The 21,290-nt window shown below is 71.5% G+C and carries 21 protein-coding genes; 13 read left to right on the top strand and 8 right to left on the bottom strand.

The features are described 5' to 3' along the window. Window positions 1-175 precede the first annotated feature (175 nt). From ACFPP6_RS25135 to ACFPP6_RS25125, 3 genes are all read left to right on the top strand, one after another. A complete protein-coding gene (locus ACFPP6_RS25135) occupies window positions 176-820 on the top strand; it encodes a DUF6230 family protein (protein WP_382046505.1) in 645 nt (214 codons plus the stop codon). 100 nt (window positions 821-920) lie between these two features. Continuing rightward, window positions 921-1,394, top strand: coding sequence for a DUF6114 domain-containing protein (locus tag ACFPP6_RS25130; RefSeq protein WP_382046502.1), 474 nt, complete (start codon window positions 921-923; stop codon window positions 1,392-1,394). Next, window positions 1,384-2,700, top strand: coding sequence for a hypothetical protein (locus ACFPP6_RS25125; RefSeq protein ID WP_382046499.1), 1,317 nt, complete (start codon window positions 1,384-1,386; stop codon window positions 2,698-2,700). Before ACFPP6_RS25130 ends, ACFPP6_RS25125 begins: the two co-directional genes overlap by 11 nt. A gap of 110 nt (window positions 2,701-2,810) precedes the next feature. Here ACFPP6_RS25125 and pyk read toward each other — a convergent pair whose 3' ends face one another. The 3 genes from pyk to pta all read right to left on the bottom strand — a co-directional run bounded on the left by pyk (window position 2,811) and on the right by pta (window position 7,733). Next, window positions 2,811-4,238 (bottom strand): pyruvate kinase, encoded by a 1,428-nt coding sequence (gene pyk / locus ACFPP6_RS25120; RefSeq protein WP_382046497.1) that lies wholly within the window; start codon window positions 4,236-4,238, stop codon window positions 2,811-2,813. Between the two features lie 72 nt (window positions 4,239-4,310). Next, window positions 4,311-5,522, bottom strand: a complete 1,212-nt coding sequence (locus ACFPP6_RS25115) for an acetate kinase (RefSeq protein ID WP_382046494.1) — start codon at window positions 5,520-5,522, stop codon at window positions 4,311-4,313. A gap of 102 nt (window positions 5,523-5,624) precedes the next feature. After that, window positions 5,625-7,733: a phosphate acetyltransferase gene (gene pta, locus ACFPP6_RS25110; RefSeq protein ID WP_382046491.1), complete on the bottom strand. Its 2,109-nt coding sequence runs from the start codon at window positions 7,731-7,733 to the stop codon at window positions 5,625-5,627. 295 nt (window positions 7,734-8,028) lie between these two features. Here pta and ACFPP6_RS25105 point away from each other — a divergent pair, with 295 nt between their 5' ends. The 3 genes from ACFPP6_RS25105 (at window position 8,029) to ACFPP6_RS25095 (ending at window position 10,675) form a co-directional block, all read left to right on the top strand. Then, window positions 8,029-9,054, top strand: coding sequence for an ATP-dependent 6-phosphofructokinase (locus ACFPP6_RS25105; RefSeq protein ID WP_382046488.1), 1,026 nt, complete (start codon window positions 8,029-8,031; stop codon window positions 9,052-9,054). A gap of 357 nt (window positions 9,055-9,411) precedes the next feature. Beyond that, window positions 9,412-9,777: an apotyrosinase chaperone MelC1 gene (gene melC1, locus ACFPP6_RS25100; RefSeq protein ID WP_382046485.1), complete on the top strand. Its 366-nt coding sequence runs from the start codon at window positions 9,412-9,414 to the stop codon at window positions 9,775-9,777. Window positions 9,778-9,814: 37 nt separating this feature from the next. Then, entirely contained in the window at window positions 9,815-10,675 is an 861-nt protein-coding gene (locus ACFPP6_RS25095) for a tyrosinase family protein (RefSeq protein WP_382046482.1), read from the top strand. 86 nt (window positions 10,676-10,761) lie between these two features. Here ACFPP6_RS25095 and ACFPP6_RS25090 read toward each other — a convergent pair whose 3' ends face one another. Continuing rightward, window positions 10,762-10,971 (bottom strand): hypothetical protein, encoded by a 210-nt coding sequence (locus ACFPP6_RS25090; RefSeq protein WP_382046479.1) that lies wholly within the window; start codon window positions 10,969-10,971, stop codon window positions 10,762-10,764. A gap of 20 nt (window positions 10,972-10,991) precedes the next feature. Here ACFPP6_RS25090 and ACFPP6_RS25085 point away from each other — a divergent pair, with 20 nt between their 5' ends. After that, complete coding sequence (locus ACFPP6_RS25085; protein ID WP_382046732.1) at window positions 10,992-11,369, top strand: allene oxide cyclase barrel-like domain-containing protein; 378 nt, start codon at window positions 10,992-10,994, stop codon at window positions 11,367-11,369. 86 nt (window positions 11,370-11,455) lie between these two features. Next, entirely contained in the window at window positions 11,456-12,073 is a 618-nt protein-coding gene (locus tag ACFPP6_RS25080) for an NAD(P)-dependent oxidoreductase (protein ID WP_382046476.1), read from the top strand. Window positions 12,074-12,150: 77 nt separating this feature from the next. Here the strand turns inward: ACFPP6_RS25080 and ACFPP6_RS25075 are convergent, their stop codons facing one another. Continuing rightward, a complete protein-coding gene (locus ACFPP6_RS25075) occupies window positions 12,151-12,372 on the bottom strand; it encodes a DUF397 domain-containing protein (protein ID WP_382046474.1) in 222 nt (73 codons plus the stop codon). Continuing rightward, entirely contained in the window at window positions 12,369-13,196 is an 828-nt protein-coding gene (locus tag ACFPP6_RS25070) for a helix-turn-helix domain-containing protein (protein WP_382046471.1), read from the bottom strand. The genes ACFPP6_RS25075 and ACFPP6_RS25070 overlap by 4 nt, the downstream gene beginning before the upstream one ends. 258 nt (window positions 13,197-13,454) lie before the next feature. Between ACFPP6_RS25070 and ACFPP6_RS25065 the strand changes: the two genes are divergently transcribed. The 5 genes from ACFPP6_RS25065 (at window position 13,455) to ACFPP6_RS25045 (ending at window position 19,849) form a co-directional block, all read left to right on the top strand. Beyond that, complete coding sequence (locus tag ACFPP6_RS25065) at window positions 13,455-13,745, top strand: DUF6255 family natural product biosynthesis protein (RefSeq protein WP_382046468.1); 291 nt, start codon at window positions 13,455-13,457, stop codon at window positions 13,743-13,745. Between the two features lie 262 nt (window positions 13,746-14,007). Beyond that, on the top strand, window positions 14,008-15,006 hold the full coding sequence (locus ACFPP6_RS25060; RefSeq protein WP_382046465.1) for an AraC family transcriptional regulator: 999 nt from the start codon (window positions 14,008-14,010) through the stop codon (window positions 15,004-15,006). Between the two features lie 368 nt (window positions 15,007-15,374). Continuing rightward, window positions 15,375-16,163, top strand: coding sequence for an ABC transporter ATP-binding protein (locus ACFPP6_RS25055; protein ID WP_382046462.1), 789 nt, complete (start codon window positions 15,375-15,377; stop codon window positions 16,161-16,163). 105 nt (window positions 16,164-16,268) lie between these two features. Continuing rightward, on the top strand, window positions 16,269-18,800 hold the full coding sequence (locus tag ACFPP6_RS25050; protein ID WP_382046459.1) for an ABC transporter permease: 2,532 nt from the start codon (window positions 16,269-16,271) through the stop codon (window positions 18,798-18,800). 143 nt (window positions 18,801-18,943) lie between these two features. After that, a complete protein-coding gene (locus ACFPP6_RS25045; protein WP_382046456.1) occupies window positions 18,944-19,849 on the top strand; it encodes an NAD(P)-dependent oxidoreductase in 906 nt (301 codons plus the stop codon). Between the two features lie 17 nt (window positions 19,850-19,866). Here ACFPP6_RS25045 and ACFPP6_RS25040 read toward each other — a convergent pair whose 3' ends face one another. Both ACFPP6_RS25040 and ACFPP6_RS25035 read right to left on the bottom strand, forming a co-directional pair. Beyond that, window positions 19,867-20,703, bottom strand: a complete 837-nt coding sequence (locus ACFPP6_RS25040) for a carbohydrate ABC transporter permease (RefSeq protein WP_382046453.1) — start codon at window positions 20,701-20,703, stop codon at window positions 19,867-19,869. 66 nt (window positions 20,704-20,769) lie between these two features. Continuing rightward, the gene (locus tag ACFPP6_RS25035; RefSeq protein ID WP_382046450.1) at window positions 20,770-21,216 is read right to left on the bottom strand and encodes an RICIN domain-containing protein; all 447 of its coding nucleotides are present in this window, start codon (window positions 21,214-21,216) and stop codon (window positions 20,770-20,772) included. Window positions 21,217-21,290 lie beyond the last annotated feature (74 nt).

The raw sequence follows: 21,290 nt of genomic DNA, 5'->3' as shown, positions 1-21,290 counted from the left end.
AGGCGTGGCCAAGTGGTTGTCGCTCGGGGGTGATCGCCGGTGTTGCCGGGGGCGTTTCGCGTCGCCGGACGGCGGCGCTCTCCTTTCCCGAGGACGTAGCACGTCTCCCATCCCCGGGCGCGGCTCGCGACGCGAGGCCCGCGCCGGAGATGTACGTCCGAGAAGGAGGCAAGTCATGGAGTCCCAGACTCGTGGTGGGACCAGATGGCGGCGGTTCGCCGTCGTCATGGTGCCCAGCGTCGCGGCGACGGCCGCGATCGGCGTCGCGATCGCCCAGGGCGCGCTGGCGGCGTCGTTCAGCGTTTCGGGCCAGCAGTTCCAGGTGACCGCCGGGAAGCTGCACGGCAAGGGGTTCGTCCAGTACGGAGCCATGGACCAGACGAAGGCGGGCAACAAGCCCGTCGCGGTGGTCGGCATCGACACGGCGGAGATCAACAACCTCTGCCAGGCGGTCACCATCCCCATCCCCGGCATCGGCAAAGAGGTGTCGATGAAGCTGGAGGCCGGGGGCGGTGACAAGCAGGTCACGGCGTCGAAGCTCTACATCGACGCCGAGGACATGAAGGCCAACGCCACGTTCAAGAACGTCGACATCGGCGTGTCCGTGGACAACACCACCAAGGGGCCGGGCCCCGCGGGCGCGGGCAAGAACGGCGAAGGCGCGCACGTGCCCGGCTCGTTCGCCCAGCAGGCGGACGAGGTGTGGTTCGACAGCGTCGACCAGAAGGCCTGGGCGACCTCGGCGGGCACCTTCACGCTCCCCGGTCTGCACATGGGCATCAGCTGGGGCAAGGCCGAGTGCAAGGTGCCCCAGGGCTGACACGCCGAACGGGCGGGTGCGGGACGGGAAGCGCGCTCCCGTACCCGTACCGCGTCCGCTCCGTACCGAAGAAGATGCCCGTCCCTAGGAGCTGTACGACATGAGCGTCGACACGCGACCCCACCCGGTCGGTTCATTCGGCCGCGCCCGCCGTTCGTTCCGGGAGTGGCGGTGGCAACGCCCGTTCTGGGGCGGGCTGTGGACCCTGCTGTCCGGGATCCCGATCATGTACGTCCCTTACCAGACCATGACGTTGGGCGACCTGCACATCCGCATGGCCACCACGGCGGGCGCCGGGTCGCTGATCATAGGGGTGCTGCTGGTCGTCCTCGGCCTCACGCTCTGGTTCCAGCAGCAGTCCCGGATCTTCGCCGGAGTCGCGGCCATCCTGCTCGCGCTGGTCTCCCTGGTCGTCTCCAACTTCGGCGCGTTCCTCATCGGTTTCCTGCTCGCCCTCGTCGGCGGAGCCCTCGGCGTCTCCTGGGCGCCCGGCAGGCCCGCCGCCGCTGCCGCGGAGCCGCCGGCCGCCATATCGCTCAGCAAGGAGCGGGACGGAGGTCACGGTGCCGAGTGAGGGGCCGCGCCACGCCGCGCCCAGGAAGCCGCTGCTCTCCCGGCTGCACATGCCTGCGGGCAAAGCCGTCGCCCTCGCGGCCATGCCGAGTGCCGTGCTCATGGGCATGGGGCTGACCCCCACGCTGGCGTCCGCCAAGCCCGCGCCCAAGAAGCTGTTCGACGGAGCGTGTGCCACGGCCCCGGACACGGCGGCCGAGGGGGAGACCCCGGACGCCGGCGAGTCGGGCGCACCGAGCGGCAAGCCCAGTGGCAAACCCAGCGGCAAGCCGAGCGCCGGCCCCGGTGCCGGTCCGAGTGCCGCGCCCGGAGCGGGGGCGTCCGCGCCTTCCGGGGACCGGAAGAAGCCGGAGAGCCCGGAGAAGCCGGCGGCTCCTGAGAAGGGCACGTCCGCCAAGCCCGGCGCGCCCTCCGGCTCGCCGTCCCCGGCGGCCCCGAAACCGTCCTCCTCCCCGTCCCCCTCCTCTTCGCCCTCCGCCGCCAAGCCCGCCAACCCCCTCGACCCGCTGGGGCTCGGCGACAAGCTCCACGACATCCTGACCGGCGGTACGAAGGCGGGCGAAAAGGCGGGTGAGAAGGCCGGCGAGAAGCCGGCCCCGCCGCCGTCGTCCCCCGGCCCGGCGTCCTCGGCCCCCGCGCCCAAGCCTTCGGCGCAGTCCGGCAAGGCCCGGAAGGACCCCACGGAGAAGCCCGGGGATCAGGATGAGGGCAAGGGTGAGGAGAAGGGCGGCCCCTCCGCCGGTCCGTCCACGTCCCCGAGTCCGGCCCCGTCCGGCTCGACGTCCCCCTCGGCCGCCCCGGAGGCGGGCGACGGCGAGCTGCCGCCCTGCCCCAAGGGCACGGTCGTGGACGAGAACGAGCACCACGCGTTCCCCCACCAGCCCTGGTACCTGGAGGCGAGCAAGCTCACCCTCACCGGGCTGACGTACGAGGGCGTCAAGAAGATCACCATGGTGAACGGGCAGAAGAAGGACGTCCTCAAGTTCACCGCCGACTCGCTGGCGATCAAGGACCTGCACCAGATCGTCAACAGCCGGGGCAAGCAGTACCACGTGGCCGGCATGGGCACGGAGTCCACCATCACCGGCGGCAAGGTGACGATGTACACCGAGGAGCTGAAGGGCAGCCTCCTCGGGATCATCCCGGCGACGCACTCGCCGAGCGTTCCGCCGCCGCTGATACCCGGGCTGAAGCTGCCGATCCCGGTCTTCTACACCGACGTCAAGATCCGTCAGGGCGGGCAGTTCGGCGGCACGCTGCACATCCCGAACCTGCACCAGTACATGACCGACGGAACGTATCCGTAGGGCATTGCTCCATGGGCACTGCTCCGTAGGGCACTGCGCAGCTGAGAACGGCCGTGGCCGCCGTCCCCTCGCGAGGGGACGGCGGCCACGGCCGTGAGCAGGGGGTGGACCTAGCGGCTCTCGCCGCCGAGGTGGTGCACCCGCACCATGTTCGTGGTGCCGGGGACGCCGGGCGGGGAACCCGCCGTGATGATCATGGTGTCGCCGTCGTTGTAGCGCTTGAGCTTCAGCAGCTCGGCGTCGACCAGGTCGACCATGGCGTCGGTGTTCTCCACGTGCGGGACGACGAAGGTCTCGACGCCCCAGCTCAGCGTGAGCTGGTTGCAGGTGGAGGCGTCCGTGGTGAAGGCCAGGATCGGCTGGGCCGCGCGGTAGCGGGACAGGCGGCGGGCGGTGTCACCGGACTTGGTGAAGGCGACCAGCGACTTGGCGCCGAGGAAGTCGGCGATCTCGCAGGCCGCGCGGGCGACCGAGCCGCCCTGGGTGCGCGGCTTCTTGCCCGGGACCAGCGGCTGCAGGCCCTTGGAGAGGAGCTCCTCCTCGGCCGCCTCGACGATGCGCGACATCGTCTTGACGGTCTCGATCGGGTACGCGCCCACGCTGGACTCGGCGGAGAGCATGACCGCGTCGGCGCCGTCGAGGATGGCGTTGGCGACGTCGGAGGCCTCGGCGCGGGTCGGCCGCGAGTTGGTGATCATCGACTCCATCATCTGGGTCGCGACGATCACCGGCTTGGCGTTGCGGCGGCACATCTCGATGAGGCGCTTCTGCACCATCGGGACCTTCTCCAGCGGGTACTCCACCGCGAGGTCGCCACGGGCCACCATCACGCCGTCGAACGCCATGACGACGTCCTGCATGTTGGCGACGGCCTGCGGCTTCTCGACCTTGGCGATGACCGGGACCCGGCGGCCGACCTCGTCCATGACGCGGTGGACGTCGAGGACGTCCTTGGCGTCGCGGACGAAGGACAGGGCGACCATGTCGCAGCCCATGGCGAGGGCGAACTTCAGGTCCTCGACGTCCTTCTCGGACAGCGCCGGGACGTTCACCGCCGCACCGGGCAGGTTGATGCCCTTGTGGTCGGAGATGACGCCGCCCTCGATCACGATGGTCCGCACGCGCGGGCCCTCGACCTCGGTGACCCGCAGCTCGACGTTGCCGTCGTTGATGAGGACCTGGTCGCCCTTGGAGACGTCGCCCGGCAGGCCCTTGTAGGTCGTGCCGCAGATGGTGCGGTCGCCCGGGACGTCCTCGGTCGTGATGGTGAACTCGTCGCCGCGCACCAGCTCCACCGGGCCGTCGGCGAAGGTCTCCAGGCGGATCTTGGGGCCCTGGAGGTCGGCGAGGACGCCGACCGCGCGGCCGGTCTCCTGAGCGGCCTTGCGGAGGCGGTGGTACCGCTCCTCGTGCTCCGCGTGGGTCCCGTGGCTCATGTTGAAGCGGGCCACGTTCATGCCGGCCTCGATCAGCGTCTTCAGCTGGTCGAAGGAGTCGACGGCGGGGCCCAGGGTGCAGACGATTTTGGAACGGCGCATGGGGCTGATCCTATCGGTTTGTTTCGGAGCGGAATATTCGAGCTGTGGGAACGACCTAGGGGTGGTCGGCGATCAAGCGCTGACCAGGTCGTACGTCTGGGTGGCGATCTCCAGCTCCTCGTCGGTGGGCACGACCGCGACCGCGACGCGGGCGCCGTCGGGGGAGATCAGGCGCGGCTCGCCGGACCGGACGGCGTTGCGCCCGGCGTCCACGGCCAGGCCCAGCTCCTCCAGGCCCGCCACGGCGGCCTCGCGCACGGGCGCCGCGTTCTCGCCGACGCCGGCGGTGAAGGCCACGGCGTCGACCTTGCCCAGGACCGCGTAGTAGGCGCCGATGTACTTCTTGAGCCGGTGCACGTAGATGTCGAAGGCGAGCGCCGCCCGCTCGTCGCCCTCGTCGATGCGGCGGCGGATCTCGCGCATGTCGTTGTCGCCGCACAGGCCGATCAGGCCGCTCTTCTTGTTGAGCAGCGCGTCGATCTCGTCGGTGGACATCCCTGCGTTGCGGGACAGGTGCAGGATGACCGCCGGGTCCAGGTCGCCCGAACGGGTGCCCATGACCAGGCCCTCCAGCGGGGTCAGGCCCATGGAGGTGTCGACGCACCTGCCGCCCTTCACCGCCGACGCCGAGGCGCCGTTGCCCAGGTGCAGGACGATGACGTTGACCTCGGAGGGGTCCTTGCCCAGCAGCTTCGCGGTCTCGCGCGAGACGTAGGCGTGCGAGGTGCCGTGGAAGCCGTAGCGGCGCACCATGTGGGTGTCGGCCGTGGCCACGTCGATGGCGTAGCGGGCGGCGGCCTCCGGCATCGTGGTGTGGAAGGCGGTGTCGAAGACGGCGACCTGCGGCAGGTCGGGGCGCAGCGCCTGCGCCGTGCGGATGCCGGTGACGTTGGCCGGGTTGTGCAGCGGGGCGACCGGCACGAGCCGCTCGATCTCCGCCAGCACCTCGTCGGTGATCACGGTGGGGGCGGTGAACTTCTGGCCGCCGTGCACCACCCGGTGGCCGATCGCGGCGAGCTCCGGCGAGTCCAGGCCCAGCCCGTCCGCGGCCAGCTCCGCGGCGACCGCCTGCAGCGCGGCCTCGTGGTCGGCGATCGGCGCCTCCTGCTCGCGCTTGGCGCCGCCCGTGGCGAGCGGGGTGTGCGCGAGGCGCGAGGTCTCCTCGCCGATGCGCTCGACCAGGCCCACGGCCAGCCGGGCGCCGTCGGCCATGTCGAGCAGCTGGTACTTGACCGAGGAGGAGCCGGAGTTGAGGACGAGGACTCGGGTGGGGTTGGCAGTCATGAACGCTTTCCGGGTTGTGGGGGTCTCGGGGGGGCTGGGTCTCGGACGTCGGTGGGGGATGCCGTACGGGACCGGGCGGCGGTCCCGTACGGCCTACGGGCGTCAGACGGCGGGCGCGTCCGGCGCGGTTCCGTTCCCGGGCTCGCCCTGGGCCTGGATCGCGGAGATCGCGACCGTGGTCACGATGTCCTGCACCAGCGCGCCGCGGGAGAGGTCGTTGACGGGCTTGCGCAGGCCCTGCAGGACCGGGCCGACGGCCACGGCGCCGGCCGAGCGCTGGACGGCCTTGTAGGTGTTGTTGCCGGTGTTGAGGTCGGGGAAGATCAGCACGGTGGCCTTGCCCGCGACCTCCGAGCCGGGGAGCTTGGTCTTGGCGACCGCGGCGTCCACGGCGGCGTCGTACTGGATCGGGCCCTCGACCTTGAGGTCCGGGCGGCGCTCGCGGACGATCTCGGTGGCCTTGCGCACCTTGTCGACGTCCGCGCCGGAGCCGGAGGTGCCGGTGGAGTACGACAGCATCGCGATCCGCGGCTCGACGCCGAACTGGGCGGCGGTCGCCGCGGACTGGATGGCGATGTCCGCGAGCTGCTCGGCGTTCGGGTCGGGGTTGACCGCGCAGTCGCCGTAGACCAGCACCCGGTCGGCCAGGCACATGAAGAAGACCGAGGAGACGATCTGCGCGCCCGTCGCGGTCTTGATGATCTCGAAGGCCGGGCGGATGGTGGCGGCGGTGGAGTGCACCGCGCCGGAGACCATGCCGTCGGCCAGGCCCTCCTGGACCATCAGGGTGCCGAAGTAGGAGACGTCCGTGACCACGTCGTGCGCGAGCTCGACGGTCATGCCCTTGTGGGCGCGGGCCTTGGCGTAGATCTCGGCGAAGCGCTCGCGCAGCGGGGAGGTCTGCGGGTCGATGATCTGCGCCGCGGCCAGGTCGATGCCCAGCTCGCCCGCGCGCTTGCGGATCGCGCCCTCCTCGCCCAGGAGCGTGAGGTCGCAGATGTCGCGGCGCAGCACCACGTCCGCGGCGCGCAGCACGCGCTCCTCCGTGCCCTCGGGCAGGACGATGCGGCGGCGGGCCGAGCGGGAGCGCTCGATCAGCTCGTGCTCGAACATCATCGGGGTGACGCGGCTGGAGCGGGCCACGGCGATGCGGTTCGTCAGCTCCGCGGTGTCCACGTGCCGCTCGAACAGGCCGAGGGCCGTCTCCGCCTTGCGCGGCGAGAACGCGTCCAGCTTGCCCTCGATCGCGAACAGCTCGGCCGCGGTCGGGAAGGAGCCGCCCGGCACCGAGACGACCGGGGTGCCCGGGGCCAGCCGGTCGGCCAGCGCCAGGATGTCCGGGCCCGGCTTCTCGTCCAGGGTCAGCAGCACGCCGGCTATCGGCGGGGCGCCGGCGCTGTGCGCGGCGAGGGCGCCGACGATCAGGTCCACCCGGTCGCCGGGGGTCACGACCAGGCAGCCCTCGGTCAGGGCGGGCAGGAAGACCGGCAGCATGGCGCCGCCGAAGACGAAGTCCTTGGCGTCACGGGCCAGGCCCGCGTCGTCGCCGAGCAGCACCTCGGCGTGCAGCTTGCGGACGATCTGCGCCACGGTCGGCGCGGAGAGCCCGGCCTCCTCGGGGAGGGCGTAGCAGGGGACGGGCAGGCTCGCCGAAAGGCGCTCGGCGACGGCCTCGCGGTCGGCCGGGGCGACGCGGTTGACGACCAGGGCGACGACGTCGCAGCCCAGGGCCTCGTAGGCGCGGTAGGCGTTGCGCGCCTCGGCCCGCACGGACTCCGCCGTCTGGTCCTGGCCGCCGACGACCGTGATCACCGAGGCGCCGAACTCGTTGGCGAGGCGGGCGTTGAGGGCGAGCTCGTCGGGGAGCGTGGAGCCGACGTAGTCGGTGCCGAGCACCAGCACGTACTCGTAGTCGCGGGCGACCGCGTGGAAGCGCTCGACCAGCCGCGAGACCAGCTCGTCCGTGCCGCGCTCGGCCTGCAGCGCGGAGGCCTCCGCGTAGCTCATGCCGTGCCCGGACTCCGCGGACTGCCCCAGCCGGTAGCGGGACCGCAGCAGGTCGAAGAGGCGGTCCGGCCCGTCGCCGTGGACGAGCGGGCGGAACACGCCCACCCGGTCCACCTGACGGGTGAGGAGCTCCATGACTCCCAGCTCGATGACCTGGCGCCCGTCGCCCCGGTCGGTCCCGGTCACGTACACGCTGCGCGTCACGCGTGCTCTCCTTGCTCCATCGCCGTGTTCTTCGGTGTTCTTCGGTGTTTCTTCGCCGTGTTCTTCGGCTTTAAAAAATACCCGTTATGGTGGGCTTGACCTCTTGACAATACCTGCGCCCCTGGCTAAGGCGCGCGTCAGCAAGGCGTCCGGGCCCGCAGGGGCGGAGGTCAGGACCGGCGCGGCCCCGGGGTGCGCCGGTACCCATCGGACCGTGAAACAATCGGCCCGGCTCACATGTACCATCCCCTTACCTTCGGTAGGGGGGACCCCAGAGCAGGAGACACAGCACGCGATGCGCATCGGAGTTCTCACCGCAGGCGGCGACTGCCCCGGCCTGAACGCTGTCATCCGCTCGGTGGTGCACCGCGCGGTCGTCGGCCACGGTGACGAGGTCATCGGCTTCGAGGACGGCTTCAAGGGCCTGCTCGACGGCCGCCACCGCAAGCTCGACCTGGAAGCGGTCAGCGGCATCCTCGCCCGCGGCGGCACCATCCTCGGCTCCTCCCGCCTGGAGCGGGCCCGGCTGCGCGAGGCTTGCGAGAGCTCCAAGGAGCTCGCCCGCGAGTACGGCATCGACGTGCTCATCCCGATCGGCGGAGAGGGCACGCTGACCGCGGCCCGGATGCTGTCGGACGCGGGCCTGCCCGTCGTCGGCGTCCCCAAGACCATCGACAACGACATCTCCTCCACGGACCGCACCTTCGGCTTCGACACCGCCGTCGGCGTGGCCACCGAGGCGATCGACCGCCTCAAGACCACCGCCGAGTCCCACCAGCGGGTGATGGTCGTCGAGGTCATGGGCCGCCACGCGGGCTGGATCGCCCTGGAGTCCGGCATGGCCGGCGGCGCCCACGGCATCTGCCTCCCCGAGCGGGCCTTCGAGGTCGACGACCTCGTGAAGATGGTCGAGGAGCGCTTCGCCCGGGGCAAGAAGTTCGCCGTCATCTGTGTCGCCGAGGGCGCGCACCCCGCCGAGGGCTCGATGGAGTACGCGAAGGGCGCCATAGACCAGTTCGGCCACGAGCGCTTCGCCGGCATCGGCACCAAGCTCGCCGCCGAGCTGGAGAAGCGCCTGGGCAAGGAGGCCCGCCCGGTCATCCTCGGCCACGTCCAGCGCGGCGGCACGCCCACCGCGTACGACCGCGTCCTCGCCACCCGCTTCGGCTGGCACGCCGTCGAGGCCGCCCACCGCGGCGACTTCGGCAAGATGACGGCCCTGAAGGGCACCGACATCAAGATGGTGCCGATCGCCGACGCCGTCACCGAGCTCAAGCGCGTGCCGGCGAACCGGATGGACGAGGCGGAGTCGGTCTTCTAGGCCTTCCGTCCCCCGTCTCTCACGAGCGCTTTTCTCACGAGGCCCTCGCCGACCAGGTCGGCGAGGGCCTCGTGGCTTTTGGTGAGGCATGCCACGCTTTGGCTGTTGTGCCGGAAATCTTCCGGCTGCGTGTGTCGTGCACGCGAGGTTCTCCCGTGGTGGCCGGGGTTCACGCCACCCCTTTCCGGAAGGGTCTTTGATTAATACGGCCTCATATTGGCTGTATCTCGCCACATGTCCGGCTCTTCCCGAAGATCTGTTACGTTCATGATCATCTACGCCGGTCGGGGGGTCGGGGGAGCTCGACGAGCTGGACCTCCTGGTCGGAAGGAACGTTTCTTCTGAAGGGGGACCCGGGTGTCCGACCTCACCCGCCGCCGCATGCTCGGCCGTACCGCCGCCGCTGCCGCCGGAATCGTGCTCGCCGGACCGGCCGCGCAGGCCTTCGCCGCCGGGAGCGGGCACGACCACCACGGCAACGGCTCCGGCCACCAGCCGTTCGACGAGGTCTACGAGGGCCGCCGCATCGAGGGCCGGCTCACCTCCGGCAACGGCGGCCACCACGACTTCGGCATCGCCGTCTTCGTCGACGGCCGCCCGCTGCACATCATGCCGCGCGGCAACGGCTGGATCAGCGTCATGAACCACTACGAGGTCTTCGCGTCGCCGTACGAGGTGACCCGCGCCGCCGTGCGTGCGCTGCGCGGCGCCAACCTCGTCTGATCCGGCTGATCCCGATTCCGTAAAGGGCCACATTCTCATGGCAGTTCGCAAGAACCAGGCAAAGCTCACCAAGGCCGAGCGACGCGACTTCGTGGAGGCGCTGCTGGAGCTCAAGCGCCGCGGCGGCTACGACAAGTACGTCGAGATCCACGACCGATTCGTGATGAGCGACCTGGACGACCAGGAGCGCACCGGCCACGTCTCGCCGTCGTTCCTGCCCTGGCACCGGCAGTTCCTGCTCGACTTCGAGCGGGACCTGCAGTCCGTCAACCCGGCCGTCACGCTCCCGTACTGGGACTTCACGGTCAACCGCTCGCTGTCCGACCCGCTCTTCGCCCCCGACTTCCTCGGCGGCAACGGGCGCGAGCGCGACGCCCAGGTCATGGACGGCCCGTTCGCCTACAGCGGCGGCCGCTGGCCGATCTACTTCAAGGCCGACGAGCGCCCCTTCCTGATGCGGGAGATGGGCCGGAGCAAGAGCACGCCGCAGCTGCCCACGGCCGCCACGGTCGAGGCCGCGCTGGCCGCCCCGTACTACGACGAGGCGCCCTGGAACTCCACCTCCAAGGCCGGCTTCCGCAACCTCGTCGAGGGCTGGGCGAACGGCAACACCGGCCCGCACAACTCCGTGCACCGCTGGGTCGGCGGCCACATGAACACCGGCATGTCGCCCAACGACCCGGTGTTCTGGCTGCTGCACTGCTTCATCGACAAGCTGTGGTCCGACTGGCAGCGCCGGCACCCGAAGGCGCCCGCCTACCTGCCGGTCGAGCCGGTCAAGGACATCGTCGCCCTCAACGAGCCCATGAAGCCGTGGAGCGAGAAGGGGCAGCGGGTCACCCCCGCCGACATGATCGACCACAGGAAGTTCTACGCGTACGACACCGACGCCGCGTAAGCGGCGGCGCGCGTAAGCGACGGCCCGGGGGGGCCGGGGGAGCGGGGGAGGCGGGGGCGGGCCGGGTGTCCGGTCCGCCCCCGCTGCTATCCCGCGTCCCGCAGTTTCCGCAGGATCCGTTCCAGGGCGCGCCGGTCCGCCGCCGAGAGGCGGCCGCTGACGTGCGTGCGCAGGTGCGCGAGGTGCTGCTGCAGCGCGCGGTCCAGGGCCTGCTCGCCCGCCTCCGTCAGTACCGCGAGCGCGGCCCGCCGGTCGTCCGGGTCCGGGTCGCGGCGGATCAGCCCCGCCTCCTCCATCCGGCCCGCGCTCGGTCACCATCGAGGCCGTCGAGAAGGGCGCCTCGGTCAACTTCGTCGACGTCGCCCCGTCCGACTCCGCCCTCGGCGACCAGCTGATCGGCACCGGCGACCTCGTCCGCGCCGACGGCCGCAAGATCGGCACCAGCAGCTTCCAGGGCATCTCCACCGACGCCGAGCCGCGCACCGCCGAGATGCTGACCTTCGTCTACGACCTCGGCGACGGCAACAGGATCACCACCTCGGGCGCCGCCCGGCTGAACGCCCAGGGCCCGGTCTTCGACGAGCAGTTCGCCATCACCGGCGGCACCGGCAAGTACAAGAACGCCCGCGGCCAGGTGCGCGTCCTGCAGGAGACCGTGGAGCGGGCGAAGGTCACCTTCGACATCCAGCTGTGACCACGTCCCGGCCGTGACGTGCGGGCCCTCGTGCCCGCCCCGGCCGTGACCGCCCCGTCGCCCCCGCACCCTTGGGAGAACCCCGCATGAACACCCCCGTCAAGATCACCGTCCTCGGCGCCACCGGCATGGCCGGCAGCCGCATCGTGGACGAGGCGCTCACCCGTGGCCACGCCGTCACCGCCGTCGCCCGCCGCCACGACGAGCAGGCCCCGGCCCGCGACGGCCTGCAGCGCGTGACCGCCGACGTGACCGACCCCGTCCTGCCGCTCGAGGCCGCGGACGCCGTCGTCAGCGCGCTGCCCGCCCGCGTCGCCCTGCCGCTGCTGCCCGAGCTGACCGTCCGCGCGGCGGGCCGCCGCCTGCTCTTCGTCGGCGGCGCCGGCAGCCTGCGCCTGCCGTCCGGCGAGCGCGTCATCGACCAGCCCGGCTTCCGCGAGGAGTGGAAGCCCGAGGCGTCGGCGCACGTCGAGCTGCTGGACGCGCTGCGCGCCCTGCCGCAGGACGTCGACTGGACCTTCCTCAGCCCCTCCGCGCTCTTCCTGCCCGGCGAGCGCACGGGCACCTTCCGCCTCGGCGGTGACGACCTGCTGGCCGACGCCGACGGCACGTCGCGCATCTCCGCCGAGGACTACGCGGTCGCGCTGCTCGACGAGATCGAGACGCCGCGGCACGGTCGTCAGCGCTTCACCGTCGGCTACTGAGCACCGCCGCCCGGCGATCGGGGCGAGGCCCCGGAGGGGAGGCCTCGCCCCGTCCTGCTGCTGCCGGTTTGTCGGCCCTAGCCGGGCCCGAGCCCACGGTCGCGGACGGCGGTGACGAACGACGACCACGTCTCCGGCGCGAAGGTCAGCGCCGGGCCGCCGGGTATCTTCGAGTCCCGTACCGGCACGATGCCGTGGGCGGCGGCGAGGGCGGGGGCCCATTCGACGCAGTTGCCGCCGTCACCGTTGCTGTAGCTGGACTTCAGCCACTCCGTTCGGGAGATGAGGGGAGCGCTCATGAGGGTGCCTCCATTACGGCTCGGATGAAGGCCGCCGACTTGCTTGGCGACAAGGCATAGGCCCTCAGCAGATCGTAGGACCGGCGGCGGGCGCTGACAGTCTCCGGATCTTCGATCAGCGAGCCGGTGGCGATGCTCTCCACGTAGGCGACGTTCGTGTCGTCGTCCAGTGTCATCAGCGTCAGGGCGCCGCTCATCAGGGCATGTTCCCCATGTTCGAACGGCAGAACCTGAACAGTCGTCGTCGCGGTGTCCACGAGCTCGACCAGGCTGACCAATTGGGCCCGCATGACGGCCGGGCCCCCGACGGGACGTCGGATCACCGCCTCGTCCAAGATGATGGACAGATCAGGCGGCGCCTCCGCCGTCAGCAGCACCTGACGGCTCAGCCGGGCCGCCACCATCTCCTCGATCGCGTCCGGCGAAGCTTTCGGATTGCTGACGCGGAAGAGAGCCCGTGCGTAGCCCTCCGTCTGGACGAGGCCCGGCACGACGTGGGCGGCGTACTCGTCGATCACCCGAGCCTGGGCTTGCAGCTCCATGAATCTGCGGTACTTGTCCGGATGGACCTCATGCCGCGCGATCGCGTAGAGCCTCGCGAAGTGCTCGCCCGTGCCGAAGACCTCGTCCAGCCTCGCCGGCAGGTCCGGCGGCGGTACGTGTTCGGCCGTCTCGATGCGGGCCAGGTGGCTGCGGCTGTAGCAGACGACCTCGGCGAGTTTCTCCAGCGTCATGCCCGCCGCCTCCCGCCGGTGTCTGAGGTCGGCGCCGAAAAGGTGGCGGGCGGACCGGTCCGGTGTCAGCTTCCGCGGCGTGCGCGCCATCCCGGTAACTCCTTTTCTCGGGTACCCGGTTGGGAATTGAAACTCTGGCCGAGCGTACGTACGGCCCGCGACGCTGGAACCGCAGACAACGAGCACCCCCCACCAAGGGGTGAATGTGACGGAGGCAAGTCGCGTGGGTGGACAGCAGCAGCTAGAGCACGGTTTCGCGCCGGAAGAGGACACGGGCCGGCGGCCCCTTGACCTCTCGAAGTGGTGTCTGCGGTGCGCCGAGCTCCGCGTGCGTTTCCACGGGGCCGCATGCCTGGGCCGCACCGCGGAGGCCGAGGCGCTGAACGCCGAGTTCGTCCGGCATCAGCGGCTGGTGCACTCGTGACCCGTACGGCGGTCGGACGCCTCGTGCTCCGCCGCTGCGCCCACCCCGTGGGATGGTCCCGCGCGCTCGGGTTCGAACGGTGCCCCCTGTGCGGCGCCGAGCGCCACACCGCGTACGCGACGCTGAGGATGCCGATGCCCGACAGCGCGCCCGCACCGGCGTGGGGATGCCCTCGCCCCGGCGCCCCGGGGCGGCGGCCGCCGCCGAGGCCGTAGCGGGCGCGCACAAGCGAAGACCCCGCCGTCTGTCCGCTGACGGCGGGGCGCCCCCGCTTGCGGGACCGGCCCTGGATGTCCCCCGTGAACCCAGGGCCGTGACCCGCTTTCCCCCCGACGGGGCCCTGTCCCGAAACAGCTGTGGGGACCGGCCCGCGCCTTGACTGCGGACAAGGGGAACGGTACTAACGGGGCCGTCCACCGGCTACTCGCCAAACGCGGCACCTGTCCCGGATACGCGGACACCCGAGGGAATCCCCTGATGACTGAACCAGGCGTGGGGCCCGAGGCCCCCGGCAACATGCGCACGCTCGTCCTCAGTAATGATCTCGACGAGACCAGGGAGATCATCAGCTCTGCCTACAGTCCTTATCAACTCAGCGTGCTCGGAGACCCGAAGGAGTTCTCCGCGTGGTACGCGGAGGGCGGCTTCCCGGGGGTCACGGTGTCGGGGCTGCAGTACGGCGCCGAGACGCTCGTCGCGCCCCAGCCCCTCGACTCGTACCTGCTGGTCTGCCAGCTGGTACGGGGCCGGGTCCGGGTGATGTCGCCGGGGCGGGAGGAGCGGGTCGTCGGGCCCGGGCAGACGTACGTGCTCGACCCGTACCGCTCCTTCCAGGTGCACTGGGCGCCCGGGGCGCGGATGACGACCGTCCGGCTCGACCGGGAGATGGTGGAGCGGGCGGCGGCCGACGCGCTCGGCATCGACGGTTCCGTACGGGCCCGCTTCTCGCTCAACGGGACCACCTCGGCGGCGGCGGCCAGGAGCTGGGCGGGGATCTCGGCGGCCGTGCACCGGGAGGTGCTCGGGGAGGGCGTGGCCCGCAGCAGCCCGCTCGTGGCCGGGCACCTGACGCAGTCGACGGCCGCGATCCTCATGCAGACGCACGAGCTGATCACCCAGGGCGTGGACGCGCAGCGCCCGGGCGAGGTCGCGCACCCCGCCGTGCGGCGGGCGATGGCGCTGGCCGAGGAGCGCGCCGACCAGCCGCTCACGCTGGCCGACCTCGCGGCGGCGGCGCGGGTGAGCCCGCGTGCCTTACAGGAGGCGTTCCGGCGGCACGTCGACTCCACGCCGCTGGGGTACCTGCGCGAGGTCCGGCTCGGCCGGGCCCACCAGGAGCTGGTGGCGGCGCGCGGCGACGGCGACGTCACCGTGGCCGAGGTGGCCTACCGTTGGGGTTTCAACAACCTAGGCCGCTTCGCCGCGTACTACCAGCAGCGGTACGGGCGGCCGCCCTCCCGCACCCTGCGCGGGTAGGCGCAGCGCGGAGACCGCCCCCGCCCTGTGCGAGCCGGCACAGGCCTGCACGGACCCGGCGCGAGCCCAGCACGGACCCGGCACGAGCCCGGCGCGGACCGGCCCGAGTCCGGTGCCCGCCGGGCCCCGTGCGCCCCGAGCCGCCAGGGCTCCCGTGCGTCCTGAGGATGACGCCGTCCGTCTGGGGGACTACGCCCGGACCCGCCCGTCGGCCTTTTGGTCGTACGGCTTTCCGGCCGTACGGCTGACGCCCCGCGCAGGCCGCGCCCCGAGAATTGGAGGAGTTGATTCCGGCCATGGTGTCCCCGGGAATTCCCGGCGCGGACCGATGACCGGACCCCCTTCCCCTACCTCCCGGAGGAGACCCCGTGTCCCACGCGGCCGCCTTTCCCACGACCCCCGTCGGCCCGGCCGGCACCGCCGTCGCCGCCCGAGCCACCGGTCTGAGCAAGGTCTACGGGCAGGGCGACACCCGCGTGACGGCGCTGGACTCCGTCTCCGTGGAGTTCCGCCGCGCCGAGTTCACCGCGATCATGGGCCCCTCGGGCTCCGGCAAGTCCACGCTGATGCACTGCATGGCGGGCCTCGACACGATCTCGTCCGGCTCGACGCAGATCGGCGACGTGGAGCTCGGCTCGCTCGGCGACCGGCAGCTGACGCGGCTGCGCCGGGACCGGATCGGCTTCATCTTCCAGGCGTTCAACCTGCTGCCGACGCTGACCGCCCTGGAGAACATCACGCTTCCCATGGACATCGCGGGCCGCAAGCCCGACCAGGCGTGGCTGGACATGGTGGTCGGCACCGTCGGCCTGTCCGGGCGGCTCTCGCACCGGCCCAGCCAGCTCTCGGGCGGCCAGCAGCAGCGCGTGGCCGTCGCCCGCGCCCTCACCGCCAAGCCGGAGATCATCTTCGCGGACGAGCCCACCGGCAACCTCGACTCCCGCTCGGGCGCCGAACTGCTGGGCTTCCTGCGCGAGTCCGTGCAGGCCCTGCAGCAGACGATCGTCATGGTCACCCACGACCCCGTGGCCGCGTCCTACGCCGACCGCGTGGTCTTCCTCGCCGACGGCCGGATCGTGGACGAGATGCGCGAGCCCACCGCGGACGCGGTCCTCGACCGCATGAAGCGCTTCGACGCCAAGGGCCGTACGAGCTGAGGCGGCCGGCCGCACGGCCCTCGTGCGCACAGCCCGCGCACGGCCCTCGCGACCGTCCCGTCACCGCCCGGCTCGCCCTCACGAACCCTGGACAAGACCACACCCATGTTCCGTACCGCCCTGCGCAACCTCCTCGCGCACAAAGCCAGGCTGATGATGACCGCCCTCGCGGTCCTCCTCGGCACGGCCTTCGTCTCCGGCACCCTGATATTCAGCGACTCCGTCGGTGCCGCCTTCCGCAACAAGATGACCAAGAGCCTCGACGACGTCGCGGTCTCCGTCACCACCGGCCACTCCAACATCGCCATGAAGGGCGTCCAGGCGCTCGACGACCGCACCGTCGCCACCGTCCGCGCCCTGCCGGGCGTGGCGTCCGTACGCCCGTCCGTCAGCGGCGTCGCCATGGTCGCCGACCGGCAGAACAACCCCGCGGGCAGCGAGTGGGGCAGCTCCGGCGCCAACTACGTCCCGGGCAAGGACGGCAAGGACAGCCGCTACCCGATCGTCAAGGGCCGCGGGCCCGCCGCCGAGGGCGAGATCGTCCTCGATGAGAAGACCGCCGCGAAGACGGGTACGAAGATCGGCGGCACCGTCCGGCTGGCCATCGACGGCCCGGTGATGACCAAGAAGCTCGTCGGCATCGCCGAGACCGACGACCCGCGGGTGAGCGCCGGCGGCAGCCTCGCGCTGTTCGACACCGCGACCGCGCAGAAGCTCTTCGGCAAGCCCGGCGAGTTCAGCGAGCTCGTCGTCTCCGCGAAGCCCGGCACCGACCAGCAGAAGCTGACCGCCGAGGTCCGCAAGGTGCTGCCGGACGCCTTCAACGCGCAGAGCGGGAAGCAGCTGGCCGCCGAGCAGTCGAAGGCGATCGACAAGGAGACCAGCTCGATCCGCAACACCTTCCTGGCGTTCGCGGGCATCGCCCTCTTCGTCGGCATCTTCATCATCGCCAACACCTTCACCATGCTCATCGCCCAGCGCAGCCGGGAGATCGCCCTGCTGCGCGCGGTGGGCGCCTCGCGCCGCCAGGTGGTGCGCTCGGTGCTGATCGAGGCGGGGCTGCTGGGCCTGGTCGCCTCCGCCGCTGGCTTCGTCCTCGGCCTGGGCGTCGCCACCGGCCTGCGCGCGGTGCTGAACTCGGCCGGCGCGAGCCTGCCGGACGGCCCGCTGGTCATCGAGCCGGCCTCCGTACTGCTCGCCCTCGGCGTCGGCGTCGTGGTGACCGTGCTCGCCGCCTGGCTGCCCTCCCGCAAGGCCGCGAAGATCGCTCCCGTCGAGGCGCTGTCCACCGCGGAGCAGCCGCCGGCCGTCAAGAGCCTCGTCGTCCGCAACGGCATCGGCGCCGTGCTCACCGGCCTGGGCGTCGCGATCATGCTGTACGTCACGACGCTCAAGGACAGCGACGGCCTGCAGATCGCGATGGCGGGCGCGGCCCTGACCATGGCGGGCGTCATCGTGCTCGCCCCGCTGCTCTCCCGCCCGATCGTGCACCTCTTCGCCCGGGCCACGGGCCGGCTCACCGGCATCAGCGGCAAGCTCGCCAAGGAGAACGCGCTGCGCAACCCGCGCCGCACCGCCGCCACCGCCTCGGCGCTGATGATCGGCCTCTCCCTGATCACCGGCCTGACCGTGGTCGCGGTCTCGTCCAACCAGGGCATGGCGAAGATGGGCCAGCAGGACCTGACGGCCGACTACAAGGTCACCTCGGCCAACTTCGGCGGCCTGTCCACGGACATCGCCAAGACCCTCGCCAAGCAGCCCGGCGTGGCCGCCGCGGTCCCGATGCGCTCGGTCGGCTTCCAGTCGGACAACGATCCGGCGCTGGTCCACGCCACGGACCCGTCGGCGATCGGCAAGGTGTCCTACGGGCGCTTCATCAGCGGCTCGGCCACCGACATCCGCGACGGCACGGTCGCCGTCTCCGACGAGTACGCGAAGGAGCGCGGCCTGAAGGTCGGGTCCGCCCTGCCGATGACCTTCTACGACGGCAAGAAGGCCGCCCCGAAGGTCGCCGCGATCTACGCCAAGAACGACGTGTACTCCTCCGTCCTGGCCACCTTCTCCCTCGTGGACCCGCACCTGGACAAGGTGCGCGACGACGAGGTGCTGGTGAAGGCGGCCCGGGGCGAGGCGGCCGAGCTCCGCGCCAAGATCAAGGAGACCCTGGGCGGCAACCCGCTCATCAAGGTGCAGTCGCCGGACGACCTGCGCCGCGCCGAGGCGGGGGACATCGACGACATCCTCTACCTGATGTACGGGCTGCTGGGCATGGCGGTCGTCATCGCGGTCGTCGGCGTCGTCAACACCCTGGCCATGTCGGTCTTCGAGCGGACCCGGGAGATCGGGATGCTGCGCGCGATCGGCCTGGCCCGGCGCGAGGTCAAGCAGATGGTCCGGCTGGAGTCCGTGATGATCGCGATGTTCGGCGCGGTGCTGGGCGTCGGGGTCGGCATCTTCCTCGCCTGGTCCGGCGGCCACCTGGTCCGCTCGTCCTTCCCGCAGTACGAGATGGTCGTGCCGTGGGCGCGGATCGCGCTGTTCCTGCTCATCGCGCTCGCCGTGGGCGTGCTGGCCGCGGTCTGGCCGGCCCGCAGGGCGGCGAAGCTCAACATGCTGGAGTCGATCGGGGCGCAGTAGGCCCCCGCGGCTCCGGCCGCCCCCCTCACCTCCGGGTAAGCACCCACTTAATTGTGCGTACTTGGCGTGGCGCGCCCCATCGGAAATTCTGATGGAGGCGCGCCACAGCCGTTTTCGCACCGCACACCTGGAGCTCTCCGCACATGAGCAACACCTCTGCCCCTGCCTCCGTACCCGCTTCCGCCACCCCCGTCACCGTTCTCGGCCTGGGCGCCATGGGACAGGCTCTGGCCACCGCCTTCCTCACGGCGGGCCACCCCGTCACCGTCTGGAACCGCACCCCGGACAAGGCCGACCCGCTCGTGGCCCTGGGCGCCGTCCGGGCCGGCGACGTCACGGCCGCGGTCACCGCGAGCCCGCTGGTGATCGCCTGCATCCTGGACTACGCCTCGGTGTACGAGACGCTGGCCCCGGCCACCGGGGCGCTCGCGGGGCGCACCCTGGTCAACCTCACCACCGGCACCCCCGCCGAGGCCCGCGAGGCGGCGAAGTGGGCCGCCTCGCACGGGTTCGCGTACCTCGACGGCGGGATCATGGCCGTGCCGCCGGGCATCGGCACGGAGCAGGCGTTCATCCTCTACAGCGGCGAGCGGGAGGTCTTCGACGCCCACCGCGAGGCGCTGGAGCGCCTGGGCGCCGCGCACTTCGCGGGCGCCGAGCCCGGCCTGGCCGCCCTGCTGGACATCGCCCTGCTCAGCGGGATGTACGGGCTGTTCTCGGGCGTCTTCCACGCCCTGGCGCTGGCGGATTCGGCGAACGTGCCGGCCGCCGAGTTCGTACCGCTGCTGAGCTCGTGGATCGGCGCCATGGCGACGGCCGTTCCGCACATGGCGCACCAGGTCGAGACGGGCGACTACGCCAACGGCGTCGTGTCGAACATCGGCATGCAGGCCGCGGCCTTCGGCAATCTGCTGCGGGCGTCCGAGGAGCAGGGCGTCCGGCCCGACCTGTTCACGGCCCTCCACTCCCTGATGCAGGAGCGCGTGGCGGGCGGGCACGGCGCGGAGGACCTGACGGGCGTCGTGGAGCTGCTCAGGAACCGTGCCTGACGCGGGCCGGATGCGGGTCAGCCCTTGACGGCGCCGCCGAGGGCGAAGCCGCCGCCGAGGCGGCGCGAGATCAGGGCGTACAGCAGGATCACCGGCGTCGAATACAGGATCGAGAACGCCGCCAGCTGCCCGTACGCGACCTGCCCGAAGTTCCCGAAGAACGTGAAGATGCTGACGGACGCCGGGAGTTGCTCGGGGGAGAGCAGCAGCATGAAGGGCACGAAGAAGTTGCCCCACATCATGATGAAGCTGTAGATCGTCACGACTCCGACTCCCGGGCCCATCAGGGGCAGGACCACCCGCACCAGCGCCTGCAGCCGGCTCGCCCCGTCCGTCCAGGCCGCCTCCTCCAGGACGGCCGGTACGCCGTCCATGAAGTTCTTCATCAGCCAGATGGCGAAGGGGAGTTGGGCGGTGGCCATGAAGAGGGCCGTGCCGGTGAGCGTGTCGATCAGGTCGACCCGTACGAAGAGGCCGTAGACCGGGACCATGACCGCCGTGATCGGCAGGCAGGTCGTGAAGAGCACGCCCAGGAGGAAGGGGCGGGTCAGCCGGGAGCGGAAGCGGGAGAGCGGGTAGGCGGCGAGGGTCGCGCAGGCGACCGTGACGAGGGTGGCGGAGCCGCACAGGAGCAGGCTGTTGAGCACGGGCGTGAAAGTGATCTCGTCCGTGAGGACGGCGGAGAAGTTCTCCGCGGTCGGATGGTCCGGGGCCCGTACGGTCAGCCCCGCCTCGGCGTCGGCGGAGGCGAGCAGCAGCCAGACGAGCGGCACGGAGAACGCCGCGACCACGACGAGCAGCGCCGCGTCGGCGGCCAGGCGCTGACGGGTGCGCCGGGCGGGGAGCGGGCGCATGGCACCTCCGGGCGGGGCGGGGGAGTGCGGGCCTCTCAGGTCCTGGATTCCCTGCGGCCGCGCCGCCTAGGCATCCGGCGCCGGCTCCAGCCGCCACCACTGGCCCGGGCTGTCCGTGTCCTCGCCCTGCTGGACGTTGGCGCCGTGCTCCGCCGACGCGTCGGCGACCTCCAGCAGCAGGCCGCTGATGTGGGCGACGAGGGTGACGGTGCCGGGGGCGTCGAGGTGCTGTTCGATGAGCCACTCCTGGGCGCCGTAGTTGTTGGCCTTCCACTGCTGGACGTTGGCGCCGTTCTCCACGCTCGCGTTCGCGACGTCGAGCCGCTTGCCGCTGGCGGCGTTCACGAAGTGGTGCAGGCCGCTGCCCTCGTGGACGGGGCTCACGTGCCACAGCTGTGCGGCGCTGCCGTCCTCCTTGCCCTGCCGGACGTTGGCGCCGCTGCCCTTGCGGCCGCCCTCGACCTCCAGCAGCAGACCGCTGCCGGCGTTGCGTACGCGGAACGTGCCTTCCATGACCCCAGCCGTAGTCGATCAAGTGTTCGATATCTGATCGTAATGCCCGCCGGGCGTCCGGCGGCGGGAAAGAT

Origin of the sequence: Streptomyces aureoversilis, assembly GCF_042657885.1 — a bacterium.
Taxonomy (GTDB): Bacteria; Actinomycetota; Actinomycetes; order Streptomycetales; family Streptomycetaceae; genus Streptomyces; species Streptomyces aureoversilis.
This window is presented reverse-complemented; position numbering and strand designations above follow the sequence as displayed.

Excerpts from the sequence above, each read along its gene's own strand:
- ACFPP6_RS25135 (WP_382046505.1), top strand. The coding sequence starts at position 176 with ATGGAGTCCCAGACTCGTGGTGGGACCAGATGGCGGCGGTTCGCCGTC.
- ACFPP6_RS25130 (WP_382046502.1), top strand. The coding sequence starts at position 921 with ATGAGCGTCGACACGCGACCCCACCCGGTCGGTTCATTCGGCCGCGCC.
- pyk (WP_382046497.1), bottom strand. The coding sequence starts at position 4,238 with ATGCGCCGTTCCAAAATCGTCTGCACCCTGGGCCCCGCCGTCGACTCC.
- ACFPP6_RS25115 (WP_382046494.1), bottom strand. The coding sequence starts at position 5,522 with ATGACTGCCAACCCCACCCGAGTCCTCGTCCTCAACTCCGGCTCCTCC.
- ACFPP6_RS25105 (WP_382046488.1), top strand. The coding sequence starts at position 8,029 with ATGCGCATCGGAGTTCTCACCGCAGGCGGCGACTGCCCCGGCCTGAAC.
- ACFPP6_RS25095 (WP_382046482.1), top strand. The coding sequence starts at position 9,815 with ATGGCAGTTCGCAAGAACCAGGCAAAGCTCACCAAGGCCGAGCGACGC.
- ACFPP6_RS25090 (WP_382046479.1), bottom strand. The coding sequence starts at position 10,971 with ATGGAGGAGGCGGGGCTGATCCGCCGCGACCCGGACCCGGACGACCGG.
- ACFPP6_RS25080 (WP_382046476.1), top strand. The coding sequence starts at position 11,456 with ATGAACACCCCCGTCAAGATCACCGTCCTCGGCGCCACCGGCATGGCC.
- ACFPP6_RS25075 (WP_382046474.1), bottom strand. The coding sequence starts at position 12,372 with ATGAGCGCTCCCCTCATCTCCCGAACGGAGTGGCTGAAGTCCAGCTAC.
- ACFPP6_RS25070 (WP_382046471.1), bottom strand. The coding sequence starts at position 13,196 with ATGGCGCGCACGCCGCGGAAGCTGACACCGGACCGGTCCGCCCGCCAC.
- ACFPP6_RS25065 (WP_382046468.1), top strand. The coding sequence starts at position 13,455 with ATGCCTGGGCCGCACCGCGGAGGCCGAGGCGCTGAACGCCGAGTTCGT.
- ACFPP6_RS25060 (WP_382046465.1), top strand. The coding sequence starts at position 14,008 with ATGACTGAACCAGGCGTGGGGCCCGAGGCCCCCGGCAACATGCGCACG.
- ACFPP6_RS25050 (WP_382046459.1), top strand. The coding sequence starts at position 16,269 with ATGTTCCGTACCGCCCTGCGCAACCTCCTCGCGCACAAAGCCAGGCTG.
- ACFPP6_RS25045 (WP_382046456.1), top strand. The coding sequence starts at position 18,944 with ATGAGCAACACCTCTGCCCCTGCCTCCGTACCCGCTTCCGCCACCCCC.
- ACFPP6_RS25040 (WP_382046453.1), bottom strand. The coding sequence starts at position 20,703 with ATGCGCCCGCTCCCCGCCCGGCGCACCCGTCAGCGCCTGGCCGCCGAC.
- ACFPP6_RS25035 (WP_382046450.1), bottom strand. The coding sequence starts at position 21,216 with ATGGAAGGCACGTTCCGCGTACGCAACGCCGGCAGCGGTCTGCTGCTG.